Source organism: Rhizobium sp. AN6A (assembly GCF_900215635.1).
Classification (GTDB): Bacteria; Pseudomonadota; Alphaproteobacteria; order Rhizobiales; family Rhizobiaceae; genus Agrobacterium; species Agrobacterium tumefaciens.
On sequence record NZ_OCNC01000002.1, the window covers coordinates 72,439 to 91,298 of the forward strand.

Here is an 18,860-nt window from a genome sequence, read left to right on the forward strand (position 1 = left end):
AACCGTTTTTCCACATTTCAAAAGGCGAGCCATACAGGGCAAGGGAAAATAATCAGTGATCCAGCCACGCATCATAGAGCCGAAACTCCGCTCTCTCATCGACACGCCGTTGAAGGTCGGCGAATCACCGGCATGGGATGAGCGTACCGGTAATCTCTGGTTCGTCGACATTCTCGCCCCCGCCATTTTCTGCCTGCATCCGGGCGGCAAACTCGACAGATACGAAATGCCCGCCCAGGTGGGATGCCTCGGTCTTTGTGACAATGGCCTTGTTGTGGCGGGCCTCAAGACGGGCGTGCACCTTCTAGACCCCGCAAACGGCACGCTCGAACTGCTGTGCGATCCGGACGAAGGACGAGCAGACAGCCGTCTCAACGACGGCAAGGTCGGCCCCGATGGCCATTTCTGGGTGGGAACCCGCGACGAGGCTGCCGTGCAGACAGGAAATGCCCGCCTCTATCGTATCGCGCCTGATGGCGGCGTCGAGCTTGTCATCAATGGCGATATGTTCACATCGAACGGGCTTGCCTGGAGTCTGGACGGAACGCGCATGTATCATTCCGACAGCAGCGGTCTGATGTATCAGGCGTTCGATTTCGATGTCGCGACGGGCAGGCTCGGTCCAGCCGAACGCCTGCACGATTTCGCACCCGACGAAGGCAGGCCTGATGGCGCGGCGACCGATTGCGAAGGCTGTTACTGGAGCGCCGGCGTTCAGGCCGGGCGTCTCAACCGCTTTTCGCCGGAGGGCGAACTGTTCGAGATATACAGGTTGCCGTTCAAAGGGCCGACCATGCCATGTTTCGGCGGCCCGGACCTCAAAACGATCTATCTCACGAGTCTTGTAACCGAAACGAACGGAACAACCACCCCAGGTACGCTTGTTGCGTTTGATGTGCCTGTCGCGGGCGTAGCCGTTCACAAATTTTCTATCTGAAGATGCCCTTTGATTTTTAAGGAAACCAGTTGATGATGACATTCGATTTCCGCCAGGCTCTGCACGGTATTTCCGGCGTCCCCGTAACGGCTTATGAGACAGATGGGGAAGTCGATATAGGTGTCACCATCGAAGCCTATGCCCGTGTAGCAAAGGCGGGCATCCACAATATCGTTGCTGCGGGCAATACCGGCGAGTTTTACGCGTTAACGCCCGCTGAAATTCTCAAGGTCTACGAAGCCGCGATAGAAGGGGTGAACGGGCAAGCCCCCGTTACTGCAGCGATTGGACGCTCGCAGCGGGAGGCCCTGTCCATGGCGCGTCGGGCCAGGGAGATGGGCGCGTCTGCAGTCATGTCCCACCAGCCGGTTGATCCGTTCGCAGCGCCGCAATCACAGATCGACTATTTTATCGGCCTGGCTGAAGGCAGCGAATTGCCTCTCGTAGCCTATGTCCGCGCCGACGGGTTCTCGGTCAACGACATGGTCAGACTATCCAGCCATCCGAATGTCGCAGGCATAAAGTTCGCGACGACCGATATTATGCTTCTGTCGCGCGCGATCGCCGCTTCCGATCCTGACGGCTCACTTTACGTGTGTGGACTGGCAGAAAGCTGGGCTCCCGCCTTCTGCGCCGTCGGAGCCCGCGGTTTCACATCCGGTCTCGTCAATGTCGCACCGCACTTTTCCCTGCAAGTTCATGATGCACTGACGGCCGGCAATTTCTCGGCCGCACGTAAGATCGTTGAAAAGATCGAGTTGTTCGAACGGCTGCGGACACGATACCGGAACGGCGCCAATGTGACTGTGGTGAAGGAAGCGATGCAGATACAGGGGCTTGCGGTTGGTCCAGTTCGAGCACCAGGACTCGCCCGTCTTGACGACGAGGATCGTGCAACACTTGAAGTCCTGCTTGCCAGCTGGCAATGACAGAAGCCTCATTCCCAACTGTGGAGAGACACTACGATGCCGATGATGGCGTCCAATCCATCTGTGGAACTATGCGCCTAACCGGCTCGGTTGCGAGGAACAAACGATGCCTCGCGTCACGCCATTTCCTAATACATCTCGCTGTGAGGCGCGCCAGAAAGCTTTCGTTGAAAGTGCACTCCGCTCCGCCGGTACAGACATCTTCATCGCCAAAGAATTACATGATGTTGTCACGTTAAGTTGCCCAAGCCGAGAAAGGCCAGCGGGTCGAAATTTTTCAAGCGATGCAGGCAGCAATCTTCCATGCATCGAACGGCGAATCGTCTCATATGAAATATCAATCCCACGCTCGAGCAGCATTTCCTCAACTTCACGAGGCTCAGGTTGAACCGCAGGTAAAGCCAGACCGCGTGAGAAACGATCTGCGGCGCAAAACGGTGACGCTTGAAACTGATGTCCGGTGTCTGCCTCGCCGAAATTTACGCCCAACCCAAAAGGTAGGCAACGCAAGCCGGTTAACGTGACAACACCCTTGATGCTGCCGTGGTGACAAACCCGGATATCGAGCTGCGCACGGTCACAGCCTGTTCTTTAAGATCTTGCCCCCTTTCATGATCAGGTCGATGTTTTCGCCTCGATGAGTAAAAACCGTAGCATCCACGGTTGGATCGCCTTCCACGACAAGAATATCGGCGACAGCATTCCTTCTGATCACTCCGATCCGGCCCTCCATCATCATCATCTCGGCATTAACGCTGGTTGCCGATATCAAAGTGTCGACTGGGTCCTCGACCTTTGCGCGGAGAGTGAATTCCTCCCCTTGATAGTCGTGCAGTTCGATCCCAAGAAGATCCGTGCCGAAGCCGATTTTCACGCCAGATTTGCGGGCGATTGAGAGGCCCTTGAGCCCCTGATCTCTCACCTGAGCGATTTTTCGCATGCTGTTGCTCGAAAATCCGTATTTGTCGGCAAACTGGGTCAGAATATCGGATGCGACGAGCGTCGGAACCAGGTAAGCACCCGCCTCTCGCATCAGATTGGCTGTCAGCTCATCAATCAGGTTGCCATGCTCGATTGTTCGACCACCAGCCTTGACGACAGCAGCAATAGCCCGAGGCGTGTAGGCATGCGCCATCACATATGTATTCCAGGCGCGCGCTTCCTCTACGATTGCCTCAAGTTCCTCGCCGGAGTATTGCAGGTTTTCGATGGGGTCGGTGACTGAGGCTGCGCCACCTGAAGCCATTATTTTGATGAAATGCGCTCCTTTTCTAAGCTCATCGCGAGCCGCTTCGCGCACTTGCGATATGCCGTCGGCAATGCGAGCGATCGAACTGCCGACCTTGTTTGCGGTCGTTTCGCCCGGAGCGAGCAAGACAGATCGCATATCGCCGTGACCACCAGTCTGGCTGAGTGCCAAACCTGAAATGACCAGCCTCGGACCGGCGATCAGTTCCTGTTCGACAGCCTGTACGAGACCAGCGTCAGCACCACCACCATCTCGGACCGTCGTGAAACCGCGTTGCAGCATTCCTTCCATGATGTAGCGCGCCTGAGTGAAGACGAACGATGGGAAGAACTTGGCAGCGCTTAGATCAACGCTGTTGGCAATGACATGAACGTGAGCGTCGATGAGACCGGGCGTGAGTGTCTTTCCCCGACAATCAACGGTTGTCGTTCCCTCCGGCAAGCTTGGCGACGAAGAGACTTCGCGAATAGTCCCATCTACCTCCAGAACGGAGAGGCCATCGATCAAAGTTCTTTGGAAGCCATCAAATATGCGAGCGTTTTTGAATAGTGTGGCCATTTCGGTCTAGTCTCTCCGGAGGCATATAAAGGAATGGCGTTGGGGGGCTTACGCCCTCGAACGGCTGTCTAAGAAGATAGTTGATAGGAAAGTCACCAGTTCCAGGTACCAGTTGGCATGCACTGCGGGAGAGCTTGGACCGGTAATATTCTAAGGCGAGGAGCGCCGTCAGACGTAAGTCTCGGCAACGGCAGGAGCCAAAATTCCAACCAGCGTCTTCAGATAATCTCCGTCTTGCTCGTCGTAGTACCCCTCCTCCCGATGCGAGAGATTGGCCGATCCGATTACCTTTCCCTGCCAAACGACAGGGATGTTGATCATGCTACCGATGCCCAGTCCGAAAATAATCTGATGGTCCGGGAAATTTGCCCGAATATCATCCGCATTCTTCGAAATCAGTACGCGACCTTCACCGTACACGACACGACCCCAGACGGTATCTTCCCTCTCTTTCCGTCCTCCCGGGGGATAGGTAACGCTGTCACTGGAATAGAGGCGCTCCACGGCGTCTCCGCCCTCGACGATCCTCAGAACGGTGAAAAGTTTGTGGCCAAAACGGTCCTGGATAATGTCATCGAGAACCTCTGCGCTTTCGATGATATCGTTCCGGGCTGTGGTCGCCGCGACCAGGCGTGAAACATCGTCCAGGACTGGGGTCTTGGTTTTCATGACGATCTATTCCTTTCAGGGTGTAGGTTTCGCAAGGTTGGGCAGCTTGGCACGGAGACGCGATACGACTGGATGATCTCGCGCTTCTGGAATGAGGCCGGCTACCCTGAACCTGAGTACAATCAGAAGTGTCGCGCTGAGAAAGAGTTCCCGCATCGCGGCGCCCTGGGGCGGCGTGATATAGGGAATGAAGGGGATCAAGAAGCGCGAGCCTTCAAGGATGACAATGATGATGGCAGCTCCCAGCACCGCACCCCGATTGTTGCCGACACCGCCGACAAGAAGGGAAAGTTTGATGTACAGCGTGAGCAGTGGAACAAACAGATCGGGCGAGATGAAAGATGTGTAGTGAGCATAAAGTCCCCCCGCGAAACCGATGATACCGCTGCCCAGTGCAAATGCCTGCACCTTGAAGACCTGCATATTTTTGCCGGCCACGCTGACGACGACATCATCGTCACGCACAGCACGAAGCACCCGCCCGAACGGCGAATAGAGAATCCGCTGGCAGCAGAAATAAAGCACCGCCAAAATCAGGACCACTATGCCAAGATAGACCAGATTGAATTGCAGCAGGCTGAGATCCGCCCGAAAAGGACCAGGAATGCCCGAAATCCCATCTGTGCCGTTGGTCAACCATATTTCGTTGGACGCGACGATGCGGATCGTTTCCGCGAAACCGAGAGTCACGATGGCAAGATAGTGATCCTTCAGGCGTCGGGTTAGCATGGCGAGCCCTGCGCCGACTATTGCCGCAGCGATTGTGGCGAATATCATACCTCCCCAAATCGGCAGGCCAAGCGTCTTGGTCAGGATGGCGCTGGTATAGGCGCCAACCGCGGCTGAACCGACAAGGCCAAGATTGACGAGGCCAGCCATGCCCCACATCACGTTGAGGCCGAGGGCCATAACGGCATAGATACCCGCCACGACCGAAATGCTGATAATGTAAACTTCCATGACTAGCGAGCCTCGCGACCGAGAAGCCCTTGCGGGCGTAGCGTCAGGATCAGGATAATCGCGACGAAGGCGATTGCCGACTTGTAGCTGGCCGGCAGAACCAGCAATGAGAGTTCCTCTGCGATGCCTACGAACAAGGCACCCGCCACAGCCCCTGGAATGCTTCCCAGCCCTCCGACGACGGCCGCCGCAAAAATCGGCAGCATAGCACGGGAGCCCGTCATCGGATCGATGGAAGCATCGAGGCCAAGAAGCATACCACCCAGGCCTGCAAGCCCCATTCCCATGAATGAAGCAATGCGCGCCACCACGCGGGAATCGATCCCCTTGATGTCGGCAAGCCTGGGATTGTCGGCAACGGCCCTCATCGCCTTCCCCATGCGGGTAAAGGACAGGAAACCAAAGACAATTGCCATTGCGACCAGGGACACCATCAGGTTCTTGAGCTGTTGCGGCCCCAGATGGATGCCGAAAACGGTGATGTCGCGGGCCAGGGGAAGATCGTATCCGCGAAGATCGCTGCCATAAAAGAGGCGGACGACATTCTCCAGCCCGATTGTCAAGGCGAGAGAGCCAATGGCCGTGGTGATCACACCGGCAGCGCGAAACGGCTTCAGGATATATTCATCCGTGAACAGGCCAACAAGCCCGCTGACGAGTAAAGCGACAACCAGCGCAGGCACCACTGACAGGCCGAATTCAACATTCGCGACCCAGCCGGCAAAAGCGCCCACTGTGGCGTGGGACGCAATTGCAAAGTTGGGAAACCGGAGTACGGAATACATGGCCGTCAATCCGATGGCCGGTATGGCGAGAACACTTCCCGCCATGATTCCGTTTGCGATCAACTGGAGAACGTTCATTCCTGGTCCTCGATCAGACGATTTTGATCAGTTGGATCTTGCCGTTTTTGGCTTCGCTGTAGCGGAACCGGCAATCGACGATGTCGCCTTTGTCGTTGAAGTCACACGCACCACTCGCACCGTCGTAATTGACGTCCTTTCCGTCCCGGAGAAGCTTCAGACCCTCGACTGCCGAGTATGTTTTCGCGCCGTTGCCCTGAGAGATAAGCCGGACGGCGTCCCGAATGCCCGTGCCTTCAGCTTTCCCGACCTTTTGGATCGCGAGAAGGGCAAGCGAGATCCAGTCGGTCGCCTGCGCTTCATACGAATCCGCGGATTGGTTGTTCAGGCGTTTCTGTGCGAGCGCGTAAGCTTCGCTGTCGACGTCGCTCGAGGGCTGAGCCGTTACGAGACCGTCGGTTACGTCCGATGGAATACCCTCGGCCACCTTGGTGGTGTAGGCATATGACTGGGTAATGCGTCCCCCTTCATAGCCGGCACGATAGAGGTCTTTCAGGAGGACGGTCAGGTCTGGTCCGTAACTGTTGAGATAGATGAAATCGGGTTTGGCGGCGATAGCGCTATCGATTTCCGAGCGATAGCTCGACTTCGATGGTTCGTAAATCAGCCCGCCGACAAGCTCGGCGCCGTTTGATGCCAGAACGGAGGCAATCTGGTTTTTCATTGTCGCGGCGAAAGGCGTTTGTACCGCCACGTAGAACACTTTCTTCGCACCCGTGGACACAAGATATTCGGCGTGCTTGGTCGCCTGAAGCGCCGTATTTGGTTGCGTTCGGAAAATGTAGCCCTGATGCGGCAGCTGCGTGATGGAATCGGCCCCTGAAACGGTCATCAGGCACGTCTTGCTCTCCCAGCAAACCGGTGCGACGGCTGAGGTCACGGCAGATGCCCAGGTTCCCATGACAACGGGAACGCGATCAACGCCGACGAGTTTTTGAGCCGCGCGGACGGCGGCCTCGGGATTGGTCTGATCATCTTCAACGATCAGTTCGATGGTTCGGTTCAGGACACCACCGGCTCCGTTGACCTCGTCGACAACCGCCTGCATCGCCTTCAGCATACGGGGGCCATCCTGGGCGCCGGCACCGGTAAGCGGCGTCAGCACGCCAAGTTTTATGGAGGTTTCAGCTCGCAGGATTGCCGGTGCAAATAGGCTGCCGGCAACGATGGCGGATGCGGAAAGGAATTCTCTTCTGTTCATGGCATTCCCCTTTTTGTTTGAATGGCAGTAGTGTCTATCAACCCCCGAGGAACATCCTGTTGATGTCCTCGTTCGCAAGCAGGTCTGCCGATGGCCCCTCGATGCTGTTCCTTCCATCGACAAGGATGTAGGTGCGGTCGGAAATCTCCATGGCCTCACGCGCATTTTGCTCCACCAAAGCAATGGCCTTGCCGGAATCCCTCAGTTTGCGAATTTCGCGGAAGAGTTCGTCGGCTGCCGCCGGAGACAGGCCGGCAGTGGGCTCGTCAAGCAGGATCAGACCCGGATCCACCATCAGCGCCATCCCCACCGCGAGCAGTTGCCGCTGGCCGCCGGAAAGCGTGCGTGCCAGTTGGCCTTTCTTTTTCGCAAGAATTGGAAAGTGGCTCATGACATCGTCAGCACGGGCCCGAAAATGTTTCGCGGCGATGTAGCCGCCCATTTCCAGGTTCTCGTAAACGGTCATGTTGCCGAAAACATTATGCTCCTGGGGTACGAAGGCGATGCCCTGGCGGGATACGTCGTGGGGTTTTAAACCGCTGATGGGTGTATCGCCGTAGACGATGCGCCCCTGCGATGGACGAAGCAGGCCTGCGATCGTTTTCAGAAGAGTGGACTTACCTGCGCCGTTGGGGCCGACGATGCATACGATCTCTCTTGGCGATACATGAAAATTCACGCCCTTGAGGATCTGATCCCCTGCGGAGTAGCCAGCGATTACATTTTCGACTGTCAAATCACTCATCGGCGGCTTCCCATATAGGCGCTTTGGACGTCCTTGTTGGCCGCCACGAACTCGAATGTCCCCTCAATCATCTTCCTGCCGTCAGCCATGACGATCACGTGGTCGCAAAGCCTGGAAATCAGGTCCATCTGATGTTCGATGAGCACGATGGTTACACCTTCTCTGGAGATGGCCAGGAGGCGTTCGCCGATCTCCCTGACAAGCGATGGATTGACCCCGGCCATCGGTTCATCAAGCAGAAGCATGCCAGGATCTCGCATCATGGCACGGCCAATTTCGAGCAGCTTTTTCTGGCCGCCGGAGAGGTCAGAAGCCTTGTTGTCCAGAACATGCGACAGCTTCAATCGCTCAGCAATTTCCAATGCCTTGCCGAGCAGTTCCTCTTCGCGGCGAATGCTGGCCTTGCTGCGCGTCAACGCCTGCAAGAGGCTCTCGCCCGGCTGGTTGGTCCCGTAAAGCAGCAAGCTTTCGAGCACGGTCAGACGCGGAAACCCGCGTGCAATCTGAAACGTACGCACGAGCCCGCGGCTTGAAATCTGGTCGGGACGCATCCTCTCGATACGCTCGCCCTTAAATCGGATTTCTCCACTGGATACCGGCAGAACACCCGAGATGCAGTTGAACAGTGTTGTCTTGCCGGCGCCGTTGGGGCCGATCATCCCGATAATGCCGCCTTCGGCAATTTTCAGATCGACTCCTGAAAGGGCGTGAACCCCACCAAAATGTCGTTTAACTCCGCTAATTTCGAGCATACCAACCTCTATGAAAACGACCGCGAGCGAAAGGCAGGTCAGTATTTCCGTTTGACGTAATATCCGGCCACGACGGTAATCGAGATCGTGACGGAGAGGAGGATAAAGGACAGGGCAGCGCCGAATGGCCAGTTCGCCTTGTTGAGAATTTCGCCGACGATCATCGGTGACATCATGCGAAATGACGGACCTCCGAGCAGGACCGGGGTCGCATAGGCATTCATTGTCAAAATGAACGACAGAACGAATGCAGCGAGAAGACCTGGTATGATCTGGGGCAGCTTTACGAGCAGGAAGTTTTGCAGTGGCGTCGCACCCAGGCTTGCAGCGGCAAACTCCACATTCTCGTCCAACCCCTCGAGCACACTCTGGAGCGTCAAGACCACGTAGGGAAGATTGACCGCGACGATACCCACAAAGACCGCTAAGGGCGTATACATTATTTCAAGCGGCGTTGAGATCAGCCCAAGCGAAAGCAGCCCGTAGTTCAACACACCACTCTTGCCGAAAGCAACCATCCAGCCTGCTGCTCTGACAGCGTTCGAAATGAACAGCGGCAGGATAATCAGCATGAGCAGGAAGGTTTTCATACTTCCGTGTTTGCGCGATATCCAGTTGGCCAACGGCAAGCCAACAATCAGGCATACGACCGTCACACCAAACGACATGAGGATCGTTGTCCGCATTCCTTTTAGATAATAACTATCCGAGAAGAAGGCCGAAAAGTTAGCAAGCGTGAAATCGCTCACCATGAACTGACCCGGCACATAGCTGTTCATGCTGTAACGCAAGAGGTACAACAATGGCAGTGCCATGAAGACCAGAACGATAGTTGTCGCGGGCATAAGCATTCCCGCTGCGGAAAGATTGTTTTTCTGCATTACCCGGCATCCGGATCAGTGTTACTGGCGACAGCTACTCGCGTTCTTAAGCGCGAGTAGCGCAAATCAGTTTGTAGTCATCAGGACTTGAAGTCCTTTTCCCACCAGCTTTGCAGACTTGCATCGACTTTAGCCATGTATTCGAGGTCAGGCTGTACGAACTGCTGATCAGGCTTGTAGTTGATGACTGCTGCCAAAGCGGGGTCCAGCGTTACCGTCGAGTTTGGCGGCGCATATCCCATTTTTTCAGCGAATGCGGCCTGCGGACGCTCGTCAAGCATTGCGTTGAGGTAGGCAAAAGCCGCTTCCTTGTTCGGGGCGTTCTTTGGGACACCGACATCGGAAATGTAAAGTGCCAACCCTTCCTTCGGAATAGCGACATCGACATCGATACCAGCATTCTTCCACATAAAGCCGCGCGCATTCCACATGATGCACATGACAACTTCGCCGGACTTCAAGGCCTGCGCCATGGCTTCATTGGTGGGGTATATTTTAACACCCTGCTTCTTTAGCTCGAGCAGCTTTTCCTTGCCTGGTTCGACATTCGAAGGTCCACCGCCCGCAATCATTGCCGCTGATTCAATGGTGTTTTGATACTGAATGTCGATGACACCGACGCGGCCGGCATACTTCGGATCCCAAAGATCGGCGTAGGAACTTGGTGCAAGATTAACCTCCTTCGGATTGTAAAGAATGACGCGCCCAGTATACATGTGAGGCACGGAATACTTGGTCCGAAGGAAGGGATGAACCTTTGCAAGATTGGGAATTTTTGTCTCGTCGAGCTCCTCGAGAGCACCGTTGGCGTACATCTCGTAAGTTCCCTGACGCGTCAGGCAGGCAACGTCCATGGTACCACGTGGCAGACGGCGCTCCGCCAGTATCTTGGATTTTCGAACGGTTTCTGCCGCCGGATCAAATACGACCTGCAGGCCACTATCCTTCAACACGGTATCGACGATGTTTGCCTGCTGCAAACTCTGGTAGTCGCCTCCCCACGTTCCTACGATGACGCGGCCGCGAGCCTGCGCCAGGCCAGGTAGCGCTGACGATAGGAGGGCGCTTGCGGAAAGTGCTCCAAAGGCGCGGCGAGTGATGTTCGGCATTTTTGAGTTCCCCTTTTTTTAATTGAAATCCGCTGCTCGATATGACCGACGACACGCCGGTTCCTGGTCAAAGCGGAATGATGTCTTTCTTTGCGATGCTGACGAAAAGCGGACTGTTGACCGCAGTCGAGAGGCCTTCAAAGTCCAGTTCCCGCGGCGACGTTACTGCCTTCAGTCGAGTTCCGCTTTCAAGTTCGATATCGGCTTCGACCATGCCGCCCAGGAAGACGCAGCGCTCGAGGCGGCCGCGGAAGCAATTGGGCTCCTGTGTCGTCGCTTCTCGCGTCAACCGAATGGCTTCAGGTCTTATGAGGATTTCCTCAGACCCGGCCCGATAGACAGCGGCCTGCATAAGCAGACCATTCTCGGTCCTGAAAGCACCGGCTTCCATGGCGGCCCCTTTGAGAAAATTGGTGCGCCCGATGAAGTCGGCGACGAAACGGTTGGCGGGTGCGTTGTAAAGGTCGCCGGCAGAGCCCACCTGCTCGATCACTCCAGCCTGCATGAGGACGAGGCGGTCGCCGACCGACATCGCCTCTTCCTGATCATGTGTGACCATAATCGTGGTGATGCCGAGAGATTTCTGGAGGTTTCGCAGCTCGTCGCGAACCTGAAGGCGTAGCTTGGCGTCAAGATTGGACAATGGTTCATCGAGAAGAAGAATATCAGGGCGGATCGCAAGCGCCCTTGCGATGGCCACGCGTTGCTGCTGACCACCGGAAAGTTGCCTTGGAAAGCGTCCAGTCAGATGGGACAGCTTCACAAGATCCAGTGCGTCACCCACCCTTTTGCGAATTTCCTCTTCAGCCACCTTTCGACGCCGCAAACCGAACGCAACGTTTTCGAAGATCGAGAGATGGGGGAAAAGTGCATAATTTTGGAACACCAGACCGATATTGCGCCGATGCGGTGGCTCGTGGGTCACGTCTCGAGCCCCGATCGCAATCCGCCCTGCATCTGGCTCGATAAAGCCTGCCATCATGCGCAGCGTCGTGGTCTTCCCGCAGCCGGAAGGACCAAGGAAAATCAGGAACTCGCCTTGTTCTATCTTAAGGGAAATATCCGATACGGCGCGGAACGTGCCATATTGTTTCCTCAGGCCGGTAATCTCGACGTTAGCCATCACACAATCCTGGAAATATTGACGAAACGGTTGGAAACAATCAGAGCGGTTGCCACGAAAGCAACCTGAAGCACGGAGACGGAGGCGATCGTAGGATCGATTTTCCACTCGAGGTACTGCATCATCGCCACAGGAAGCGTGACCTGACCTGGACTTGCCAGGAAGATCGAAACCTCGAGGTTTCCGAAGCTGACGACCAAAGAGAACACAGCCGCTGCAAAAATGCCTGGGCGGATAAGAGGGAGCGTGATCCGCCAAATAATCCCGGCCGGGGTATCACCAAGGCTTGCAGCCGCTTCCTCGACAGAAAGATTGGCGCCTTCCAATGACGCGACCAGAAGGCGAGTGCACCAGGGTATTGTCAGAAGAACATGCCCCATCACGAACACGCCGACTGAGCCCGACAGCGGTAGTCCGGTTGCGATTTCGATCTCGACGACTGTGATGTAGAGCGATGCTCCGATCACAATGGCCGGAACAGTCAACGGTGACATCAGCAATTGAAGGATCGCTGAGCGGCCGCGAAACGCCCGCCGGACGATGATGATCGCGGCGGGGATGGAAACGGCAAGCCCGGCTGCGGCTGCGAATGCAGCAACCACCAAACTGAGAATGAATCCGTCGAGAAACTGCGGTTGGCGGAACGCCTCCTGATACCAGTGAAGCGAATAACCCTCCACCGGAAGCGAAAGGATTTCGTTTGAAATTACGGACAGCCAGCACACCAGGATCAGGGGTAACAGCATCAATCCCAACGCCATGAGATTGACGCTGATGACGAACCAGCGCCCTGTTTTTTCAGGAAGAGTGCTTCCTTTGATCATGGGCATCAGTTTCCGAGAGTGTTTTTGTAGAACTGGCCACCGCGAATAATCATGGCGAGGCTCTCATCGGGCCGCGACAGGAGGTCGATATCCTCAAGCGGATCGCCATCGACAACGATGAAATCGGCATAAGCACCTTCTGCAATGACACCAATCAGATTTTCCATCATGCAAAGTTTCGCAGCAACGCGGCTTGCAGAACGGATGATCTCATGCGCCGACAAGACTTTTCCTCGGATCGAGAATTCCATCGACTGATACTTATGAAGCTGACCGAGAAGGTCAGATCCGAAGGCCATTTCGAGTCCGGCATCGCGCATGATCCGTAAGGATTCCAGACCTGCGACACGTACGGTATCGATTTTCGCCTGAGAATCTGGGCTCAAGCCAAACGCCGCACCTTCGAGAGCGAGCCCTTCATAGGCGACAAGTGTCGGGCAAGCGATGGCACCGGCGTCAGCGGCCAGTTTCGCCGTGTCGGACGTGATCAGATTGCAGTGCTCGAGCGATTTGACACCACATTCCACTGCTCGACGGATCGAAGCATCCGAGTAGGTGTGAGCGGCCACATACATACCGTAGTTTTCCGCTTCTTCCACAATCGCGACTATTTCCTCACGGGAATACTGAAGAACGTGGATCGGGTCATTTGGTGAGGAAACGCCGCCATTGGCCATAATCTTGATGAAGTCTGCTCCGCCTTTGATTTCTTCACGCGTGGCACGTCGCACTTGATCGACGCCATCTGCAATTCGGCCCAATGCACCGAGAGAGCCTGCGTGCAATTCACGTTTGTCGTGGCGGCTTCGGTAATCGCAATGACCTACCGTCTGGCTGAGAGCCTTGCCGCAGATCACCAGCCGTGGCCCGTCGATCATGCCTTCTTCAACAGCCATTTTCATCCCGAGGTCCGCTCCCGCGAGATCTCGAACTGTCGTGAAACCGCGCATCAGCATGTCATGCATGATTTTGCGCGAGCGCAAGGCAATCAAAGACGAGGGCAGTTCTGCGTTCTTGGCCAGATCAACAAGTGTCGCGATGACGTGAACGTGGGCATCGACAAGGCCAGGCATCAGAGTGCGGCCTTCAAGATCAATGCGCGTAACCCCTGCTGCTACTATTGGGTCCGAGGAAACACGCACAATTCGCTCCCCCTCGACTTGTACTTCGACACCCTCGACCAGCACGCCCTTATCGACGTCGAGTACCTTGCCACCGTGGAAAATATAACTGTTCATGAGGACCCCGATTTCGTATTTTCTCAACATTACGAACAGTCATGTCTGTTTGTAAATAGCAAAAATCCAAAAATGTGCCCTGCACAATGCAATTTTCGCACCTGCACAATATGAAGGCATAAAAAAACGCCACCGCACAATGGCGCGCCATTGCCGACAACCCAATGAAGTTGTTATCTTTCTGATAACTCTACAATTTCAATATAAATACTGCTGTCGACAAATTTCGATGAGCAGTTCGCACTGCACGCAACATGAGAAATACGTTGGCTGATTAAAATGCATGACTTCAAGCGTCCCCGAAGCGATTGCGCGACGCGGCGAAGTCGGCTTAGAGCCGGGGCAAATAGGCGACGGCAGCCACACTCGGATCAAATGTAAGGGAAAAGCCGGATGCGAGGTTACTTGAGGGGTTTAACTGGTACCCCCCCCCGCGATGCCCCAGATATGGCGGGGGTTGAAGACATGGTAGAGCCGGCTCAACCCAATCGAAGCAAGAGCAACTGTAATCAGGAGGCTCGCAACGTCACGCAACCGGACCAGATAAGACTACTGCATTTGCCAATCATTTCCATATACAGCAACCAGCATTTCCTTCCATTTTCCAAGCAAGCTTCTCTGAAGCTCTTTGGTCGAATTGGAACTGAAACTGCTATGAAGGGCTATGCCACGCAGAACACACAGGCTGAGCTGTATGAACTCATCCGTTTCCGGCCGATCGAGAGAGACGCCAAGCAGTGTGGCGATAGCGTTGTCCCTGCTCGATGCCCACTTGACCATGATCTCACGAATGCCATTGCCTAATTCGTCATCATTGCGGGAAGCCAGCATTATTTCTAGCGACGCAATGTAGTTTCCTGCCTGGAACAACCTATCCCAAAGAAAATCTGTCACTTCATCCGGAGAGAGGCGGCGCTCATTCTTTACGATAAAATCCAGCCAGTCGGTTTCCCAGGAAACGATGAGATAATCAAACGCGGCGATAATCAGTGCGTTGCGGCTTGGAAACTGATGGGTAAGCGCTCCGCGAGAAACATTCGCCCGCAGCGCAACATCCTCAGTCGAGAACCGTCCGTAACCCACCTCATTCATCGCGTCGAGCGCCGCTTGACAGAGCTTTTTACGTGTTTCCTCAGATCGCTCGGCCTGGGTTCGACGCATCTTTGTGGCCGCCTTCTAGTCTACTGGTCCCGGTTTCGCTTATCGCTTCGGTCTATGTTGCCCACTGCTTTCAATGAACGACGTGCAAATATTCGTCACCCCATATCCATCGCCTTAGAGCTTCTTTCCTCGGCAAAGGTCAAGAAATTATTTCAGTCGGAACTCTGTCATGATACCGCGCAGTTTTTTGGATAGTCGCAGTGGATGCCCAATTGCATGAGATAAATGAAGACGTAACGATACTTTATGTTTGCGACGGGCGCATTGAGCGGAACCGAACCTTCAAAGCGACCTGCTTTTATCATTTGGTATCAGCTTCTTAGGTTTTTCAAGAAGATCCAGAAACTGGTCTTGAACGCGCTATGCGCGATCGAGTCTGACTCTCGTCTGATCGCCCGATTCTACGGCGAGTGGCTACCGCTGAAAGCAGGGGTTCAGCAGGCGCCTCCCCTTGCCCGAAGCCAACAGCATCGAATTGACAGCCTTCTAAATCATCGGAGTGCCGATTGATTGCCTGAGCCTGCGAACATCGCGGACGGGCGGAGCTCCGAACTGCCGCAGATATTCGCGGCTGAACTGCGAGGCGCTTTCATAGCCCACCGCATAGGCGACGTCGGAGGCACTCCGGTCACCGGCGAGGAGCAACTGGCGTGCCTCCTGAAGGCGTAGCTGCTTCTGATACTGGATCGGGCTCAATCCGGTCAGTGCTACGAAGTGGCGATGCAGGCTTGCGCGGCTCATGCCAGCAGCTTCACACAGAGCCTCGATCCGCAGCCGCCTGTTGCCATGGTCGCGGATCCATTCGACCGCACGGCGTATGCCGCCGATTGCGCCTTCCGGGCGGGCGATGTGACGCAACAGTCGCCCCTGCGGGCCCTGCAGGAGACGATAAAGCAATTCGCGTTCGGCCATCGGCGCGAGCGCCGGGATGTCCGCAGGCGTGTCGAACAACGCTAGCAGGCGCAGCAGCGTGTCGCGCACTGGCGGTGTCATCGGGTTGATCGCGATGCCGCTGCCTGGCGCGTCCGCGTCGCGCACCGTCGGCATGGTCGATGCGACCTCGGCCAGACGTGCGGGATCAAGGACCAGCGAAACCGCCACATAAGGACTGCCATCGTCGGCGTCATGGATCTGCCCGCTCAAAGGCAGATCGAGTGCGCTGACCAGATATTGAGAGGCGTCGTAGCGCAGCAAGTCGTCATGGATCGCCACCTCTTTCGATCCCTGCAGAATGAAGCAGATCATCGAGCGGTAGAGACACGGCGAGGTTCCGGAGGTTGCCTGTCCAATACCGATTTCCAGGCGTGGGATTGGCGTCAGGGTCATTCCGGTCCGCCCGTGGCGGAGCGCGAGATCGCGAAGGGGTTTCAGGTCGTTGGTCATGCCTGAAAATATGACATCAATTTTCACGAATGCAAAGACCTTGAGACAATCAGGCAAACAATTGAGAGCATCAGGCGGGGCGTCAAACGCAGCAATCGCCTATTTGACTGGCAGCGAGGGCCGCGCCTCAGCGGCGTGCTGTCCGATAATCAAAACCTCAAGGAATGTAGCCATGACTCAGAAAATCGCACTCATTACCGGTGCCAGCCGCGGCCTCGGTCGCAGCATGGCGCTGCATCTCGCCCGTCGCGGTGTCGGCATCGTCGGCACCTATCGCCAGGCCACCGCAGAAGCCCAGACGCTGGTTGAAGAGATCGAAGCCATGGGCGGCAAGGCGGTGATGCTCGAACTCGACGTCACCAAGGTAGCAAGCTTCCCGGCCTTCGTCGCATCCTTCGCCGAGACGCTCGCGAGCCGCTTCGGCAGCGACCGGTTCGACTATCTGGTCAACAACGCCGGTGCGGTCGTCCACGTGCAGGTCGCTGACGCAAGCGAGGAACAGTTCGATATGATGATCGACATGCACCTTCGCGGACCGGTGTTCCTGACGCAGGCATTGCTACCGATCATCGCTGATGGCGGACGCATCCTTAATGTCTCTACGGGCTTCACGCGCACGTCGATGGCCACCTTCGGCCTTTATGCGGCAGCCAAGGCGGGGCTCGAGACGCTGACCCGGTTCATGGCGCTGGAACTCGGCGCGCGGCAGATTCGCGTCAACGCCATCGCGCCCGGTGCCATCGCCACCGATTTCGGCGGTGGTAGGGTTCGCGATAACGAACAGGCTCATGCCTTCGTCGCGAGCAAGATCGCGCTCGGCCGCGTCGGTCAGCCCGACGACATCGGCGGCGCGGTCGCAACGATCCTGTCAGACGATTTCGGCTGGGCTAACGGCACGACGTTCGACGTATCGGGCGGCCAGTCGCTCTGATCTCCATTCCTGAACATCGAGACACCATCATGACCGAGCAAAACCTCACTCTCATCAGCCACCCACTGTGCCCCTTCGTCCAACGCGCCGCGATCGTCCTTCTCGAAAAGGCGGTAGCGTTCGACCGGGTCAACATCGACCTGTCTGCCAAGCCCGACTGGTTTCTGGCCCTGTCGCCGACCGGCAAGGTGCCGGTGCTGACGGTGCGCCAACTGAGCGGTGAGGAGGCAATTCTCTTCGAAAGCGTTGTTATCTGCGAATATCTGAACGAGACACAAGGCGGCGCGGCGATGTATCCCGACGATGCATTGCTGCGTGCCCGCCATCGCGCCTGGATCGAATTCGCCACCCAGACCTTTGCCGAGGGCTGGCAGTTCCTTCACGCCAAGGATACGGCGACCGCCGACGCCCGGCGGGCAGCCTTCCGTGATCGGCTGAGCAAGATCGAGGCTGAACTGGGGAACGGCCCGTATTTCGCCGGGGCGGACTTTGGCCTGGTCGATGCGGTCTACGCACCGCTGTTCCGCTATTTCGGGATCATCGATCCGCAAGTGGCGGACCCGATCTTTGCTGGCCTGCCTCGTGTGACTGCGTGGTGCGCGGCACTTGCCGAGCGATCCAGCGTCAAGGACGCCGTGATCGACACCTATCCCGACCTGTTTTGCGACCACCTGCGCCAGCAAGGCGCGATGATCGCAGCTTAACAACCAGAATTCCAAGGAGTGATATCATGACCGACGCATCCAAGAGCGCGCTGATCCTGATCGAATATGTCAACGACTGGCTCTCCCCGACCGGCGGCATTTATCCGGTGTTTCAGGACCGGGAGCAGGTCGACACCGCTATCGCCAATTCGAAGATCATCCTCGAAGAGGCCCGCCGTCGCGGCATGCACGTGATCCACGCAGCGCTGAAGTTCGAGCCAACCTTCAAGGTGCTGGGCGAGGCCAAGTACGGCCTGCGCAAGATCACGCGCGACCATGGCGCGTTCCTGGGCGAGCAGGCCGATTTCTTCCCCGGCTTCGAGCCGGCAGAAGGCGAGCATGTCGTTCGCGAGCGCGCTGGCGGCAGCAGCGTCTTCGTCGGAACCACGCTCGATGGCTACCTGCGCAACAATGGCATCTTCGATATCTACCTCGCCGGCTTCTCGCTGCGCCAGTGCGTCGAGTCTTCGATGCGCAATGCCCATGACCTCGGCTACCACACCAACGTCATCTACGACGCATCAGCCGGGTATACCCGCAAGCAGCAGGACGACTTCGTTACGGAGATCGCACCCTTCTACGCCAACGCCATCACCGCCCAGGAGTTCGTGGCGCAGGCATAATCCACCGCTGGACCCGGCTC

The 18,860-nt window shown here is 56.3% G+C and carries 19 protein-coding genes and 1 pseudogene; 5 read left to right on the forward strand and 15 right to left on the reverse strand.

The genetic code is table 11. The features are described 5' to 3' along the window. The first annotated feature begins 55 nt into the window (after positions 1 to 55). Together CRO62_RS01675 and CRO62_RS01680 are read left to right on the forward strand one after the other, a co-directional pair. Positions 56 to 937 carry an SMP-30/gluconolactonase/LRE family protein gene (locus tag CRO62_RS01675; RefSeq protein WP_097098931.1) on the forward strand — a complete coding sequence of 294 codons (882 nt, stop codon included), beginning with the start codon at positions 56 to 58 and terminating at the stop codon, positions 935 to 937. Positions 938 to 969: 32 nt separating this feature from the next. After that, a complete protein-coding gene (locus CRO62_RS01680) occupies positions 970 to 1,866 on the forward strand; it encodes a dihydrodipicolinate synthase family protein (protein ID WP_097098932.1) in 897 nt (298 codons plus the stop codon). A gap of 312 nt (positions 1,867 to 2,178) precedes the next feature. Here CRO62_RS01680 and CRO62_RS01685 read toward each other — a convergent pair. The 15 genes and pseudogenes from CRO62_RS01685 to CRO62_RS01755 all read right to left on the reverse strand — a co-directional run. Further along, positions 2,179 to 2,321: pseudogene (locus tag CRO62_RS01685) on the reverse strand (IS6 family transposase); the annotation flags it as partial. A 122-nt stretch (positions 2,322 to 2,443) separates the two neighbouring features. After that, complete coding sequence (locus tag CRO62_RS01690) at positions 2,444 to 3,673, reverse strand: metal-dependent hydrolase family protein (RefSeq protein WP_097098933.1); 1,230 nt, start codon at positions 3,671 to 3,673, stop codon at positions 2,444 to 2,446. Positions 3,674 to 3,841: 168 nt separating this feature from the next. Next, on the reverse strand, positions 3,842 to 4,342 hold the full coding sequence (locus tag CRO62_RS01695; RefSeq protein WP_051489749.1) for a GAF domain-containing protein: 501 nt from the start codon (positions 4,340 to 4,342) through the stop codon (positions 3,842 to 3,844). A 15-nt stretch (positions 4,343 to 4,357) separates the two neighbouring features. Continuing rightward, entirely contained in the window at positions 4,358 to 5,302 is a 945-nt protein-coding gene (locus CRO62_RS01700; protein WP_097098934.1) for a branched-chain amino acid ABC transporter permease, read from the reverse strand. A gap of 2 nt (positions 5,303 to 5,304) precedes the next feature. Next, the gene (locus tag CRO62_RS01705) at positions 5,305 to 6,165 is read right to left on the reverse strand and encodes a branched-chain amino acid ABC transporter permease (RefSeq protein ID WP_038496658.1); all 861 of its coding nucleotides are present in this window, start codon (positions 6,163 to 6,165) and stop codon (positions 5,305 to 5,307) included. A 13-nt stretch (positions 6,166 to 6,178) separates the two neighbouring features. Next, positions 6,179 to 7,366, reverse strand: coding sequence for an ABC transporter substrate-binding protein (locus tag CRO62_RS01710; RefSeq protein ID WP_097098935.1), 1,188 nt, complete (start codon positions 7,364 to 7,366; stop codon positions 6,179 to 6,181). 37 nt (positions 7,367 to 7,403) lie between these two features. Then, positions 7,404 to 8,111 (reverse strand): ABC transporter ATP-binding protein, encoded by a 708-nt coding sequence (locus tag CRO62_RS01715; protein ID WP_097098936.1) that lies wholly within the window; start codon positions 8,109 to 8,111, stop codon positions 7,404 to 7,406. Further along, the gene (locus CRO62_RS01720; protein WP_097098937.1) at positions 8,108 to 8,863 is read right to left on the reverse strand and encodes an ABC transporter ATP-binding protein; all 756 of its coding nucleotides are present in this window, start codon (positions 8,861 to 8,863) and stop codon (positions 8,108 to 8,110) included. The genes CRO62_RS01715 and CRO62_RS01720 overlap by 4 nt, the downstream gene beginning before the upstream one ends. 38 nt (positions 8,864 to 8,901) lie before the next feature. Continuing rightward, positions 8,902 to 9,744 (reverse strand): ABC transporter permease, encoded by an 843-nt coding sequence (locus CRO62_RS01725; protein ID WP_323455432.1) that lies wholly within the window; start codon positions 9,742 to 9,744, stop codon positions 8,902 to 8,904. An 80-nt stretch (positions 9,745 to 9,824) separates the two neighbouring features. Next, on the reverse strand, positions 9,825 to 10,853 hold the full coding sequence (locus CRO62_RS01730; protein ID WP_097098938.1) for an ABC transporter substrate-binding protein: 1,029 nt from the start codon (positions 10,851 to 10,853) through the stop codon (positions 9,825 to 9,827). A 67-nt stretch (positions 10,854 to 10,920) separates the two neighbouring features. After that, the gene (locus CRO62_RS01735; protein WP_097098939.1) at positions 10,921 to 11,976 is read right to left on the reverse strand and encodes an ABC transporter ATP-binding protein; all 1,056 of its coding nucleotides are present in this window, start codon (positions 11,974 to 11,976) and stop codon (positions 10,921 to 10,923) included. Then, a complete protein-coding gene (locus CRO62_RS01740; protein WP_210201844.1) occupies positions 11,976 to 12,800 on the reverse strand; it encodes an ABC transporter permease in 825 nt (274 codons plus the stop codon). Before CRO62_RS01740 ends, CRO62_RS01735 begins: the two co-directional genes overlap by 1 nt. A gap of 5 nt (positions 12,801 to 12,805) precedes the next feature. After that, positions 12,806 to 14,038 carry a metal-dependent hydrolase family protein gene (locus CRO62_RS01745; protein ID WP_097098940.1) on the reverse strand — a complete coding sequence of 411 codons (1,233 nt, stop codon included), beginning with the start codon at positions 14,036 to 14,038 and terminating at the stop codon, positions 12,806 to 12,808. Between the two features lie 549 nt (positions 14,039 to 14,587). Further along, positions 14,588 to 15,199: a TetR/AcrR family transcriptional regulator gene (locus tag CRO62_RS01750; protein ID WP_097098941.1), complete on the reverse strand. Its 612-nt coding sequence runs from the start codon at positions 15,197 to 15,199 to the stop codon at positions 14,588 to 14,590. 486 nt (positions 15,200 to 15,685) lie between these two features. Beyond that, entirely contained in the window at positions 15,686 to 16,582 is an 897-nt protein-coding gene (locus CRO62_RS01755) for an AraC family transcriptional regulator (protein ID WP_097098942.1), read from the reverse strand. A 172-nt stretch (positions 16,583 to 16,754) separates the two neighbouring features. On the opposite strand from CRO62_RS01755, the gene CRO62_RS01760 reads away from it, so the two are divergent. Genes CRO62_RS01760 through CRO62_RS01770 form a run of 3 tightly spaced genes read left to right on the forward strand, consistent with a single transcriptional unit; the run spans position 16,755 to position 18,840 of the window. Then, positions 16,755 to 17,513 (forward strand): SDR family NAD(P)-dependent oxidoreductase, encoded by a 759-nt coding sequence (locus CRO62_RS01760; protein ID WP_097098943.1) that lies wholly within the window; start codon positions 16,755 to 16,757, stop codon positions 17,511 to 17,513. A 29-nt stretch (positions 17,514 to 17,542) separates the two neighbouring features. Then, entirely contained in the window at positions 17,543 to 18,217 is a 675-nt protein-coding gene (locus CRO62_RS01765) for a glutathione S-transferase family protein (RefSeq protein ID WP_097098944.1), read from the forward strand. A 26-nt stretch (positions 18,218 to 18,243) separates the two neighbouring features. Next, on the forward strand, positions 18,244 to 18,840 hold the full coding sequence (locus CRO62_RS01770) for an isochorismatase family cysteine hydrolase (RefSeq protein ID WP_097098945.1): 597 nt from the start codon (positions 18,244 to 18,246) through the stop codon (positions 18,838 to 18,840). Positions 18,841 to 18,860: the final 20 nt, after the last annotated feature.

Coding starts and splice junctions, on each gene's coding strand:
- CRO62_RS01745 (WP_097098940.1), bottom strand. CDS start 14,038: ATGAACAGTTATATTTTCCACGGTGGCAAGGTACTCGACGTCGATAAG.
- CRO62_RS01730 (WP_097098938.1), bottom strand. CDS start 10,853: ATGCCGAACATCACTCGCCGCGCCTTTGGAGCACTTTCCGCAAGCGCC.
- CRO62_RS01735 (WP_097098939.1), bottom strand. CDS start 11,976: ATGGCTAACGTCGAGATTACCGGCCTGAGGAAACAATATGGCACGTTC.
- CRO62_RS01760 (WP_097098943.1), top strand. CDS start 16,755: ATGACTCAGAAAATCGCACTCATTACCGGTGCCAGCCGCGGCCTCGGT.
- CRO62_RS01710 (WP_097098935.1), bottom strand. CDS start 7,366: ATGAACAGAAGAGAATTCCTTTCCGCATCCGCCATCGTTGCCGGCAGC.
- CRO62_RS01770 (WP_097098945.1), top strand. CDS start 18,244: ATGACCGACGCATCCAAGAGCGCGCTGATCCTGATCGAATATGTCAAC.
- CRO62_RS01700 (WP_097098934.1), bottom strand. CDS start 5,302: ATGGAAGTTTACATTATCAGCATTTCGGTCGTGGCGGGTATCTATGCC.
- CRO62_RS01755 (WP_097098942.1), bottom strand. CDS start 16,582: ATGACCAACGACCTGAAACCCCTTCGCGATCTCGCGCTCCGCCACGGG.
- CRO62_RS01690 (WP_097098933.1), bottom strand. CDS start 3,673: ATGGCCACACTATTCAAAAACGCTCGCATATTTGATGGCTTCCAAAGA.
- CRO62_RS01750 (WP_097098941.1), bottom strand. CDS start 15,199: ATGCGTCGAACCCAGGCCGAGCGATCTGAGGAAACACGTAAAAAGCTC.
- CRO62_RS01725 (WP_323455432.1), bottom strand. CDS start 9,744: ATGCAGAAAAACAATCTTTCCGCAGCGGGAATGCTTATGCCCGCGACA.
- CRO62_RS01715 (WP_097098936.1), bottom strand. CDS start 8,111: ATGAGTGATTTGACAGTCGAAAATGTAATCGCTGGCTACTCCGCAGGG.
- CRO62_RS01695 (WP_051489749.1), bottom strand. CDS start 4,342: ATGAAAACCAAGACCCCAGTCCTGGACGATGTTTCACGCCTGGTCGCG.
- CRO62_RS01705 (WP_038496658.1), bottom strand. CDS start 6,165: ATGAACGTTCTCCAGTTGATCGCAAACGGAATCATGGCGGGAAGTGTT.
- CRO62_RS01740 (WP_210201844.1), bottom strand. CDS start 12,800: ATGATCAAAGGAAGCACTCTTCCTGAAAAAACAGGGCGCTGGTTCGTC.
- CRO62_RS01680 (WP_097098932.1), top strand. CDS start 970: ATGATGACATTCGATTTCCGCCAGGCTCTGCACGGTATTTCCGGCGTC.
- CRO62_RS01720 (WP_097098937.1), bottom strand. CDS start 8,863: ATGCTCGAAATTAGCGGAGTTAAACGACATTTTGGTGGGGTTCACGCC.
- CRO62_RS01765 (WP_097098944.1), top strand. CDS start 17,543: ATGACCGAGCAAAACCTCACTCTCATCAGCCACCCACTGTGCCCCTTC.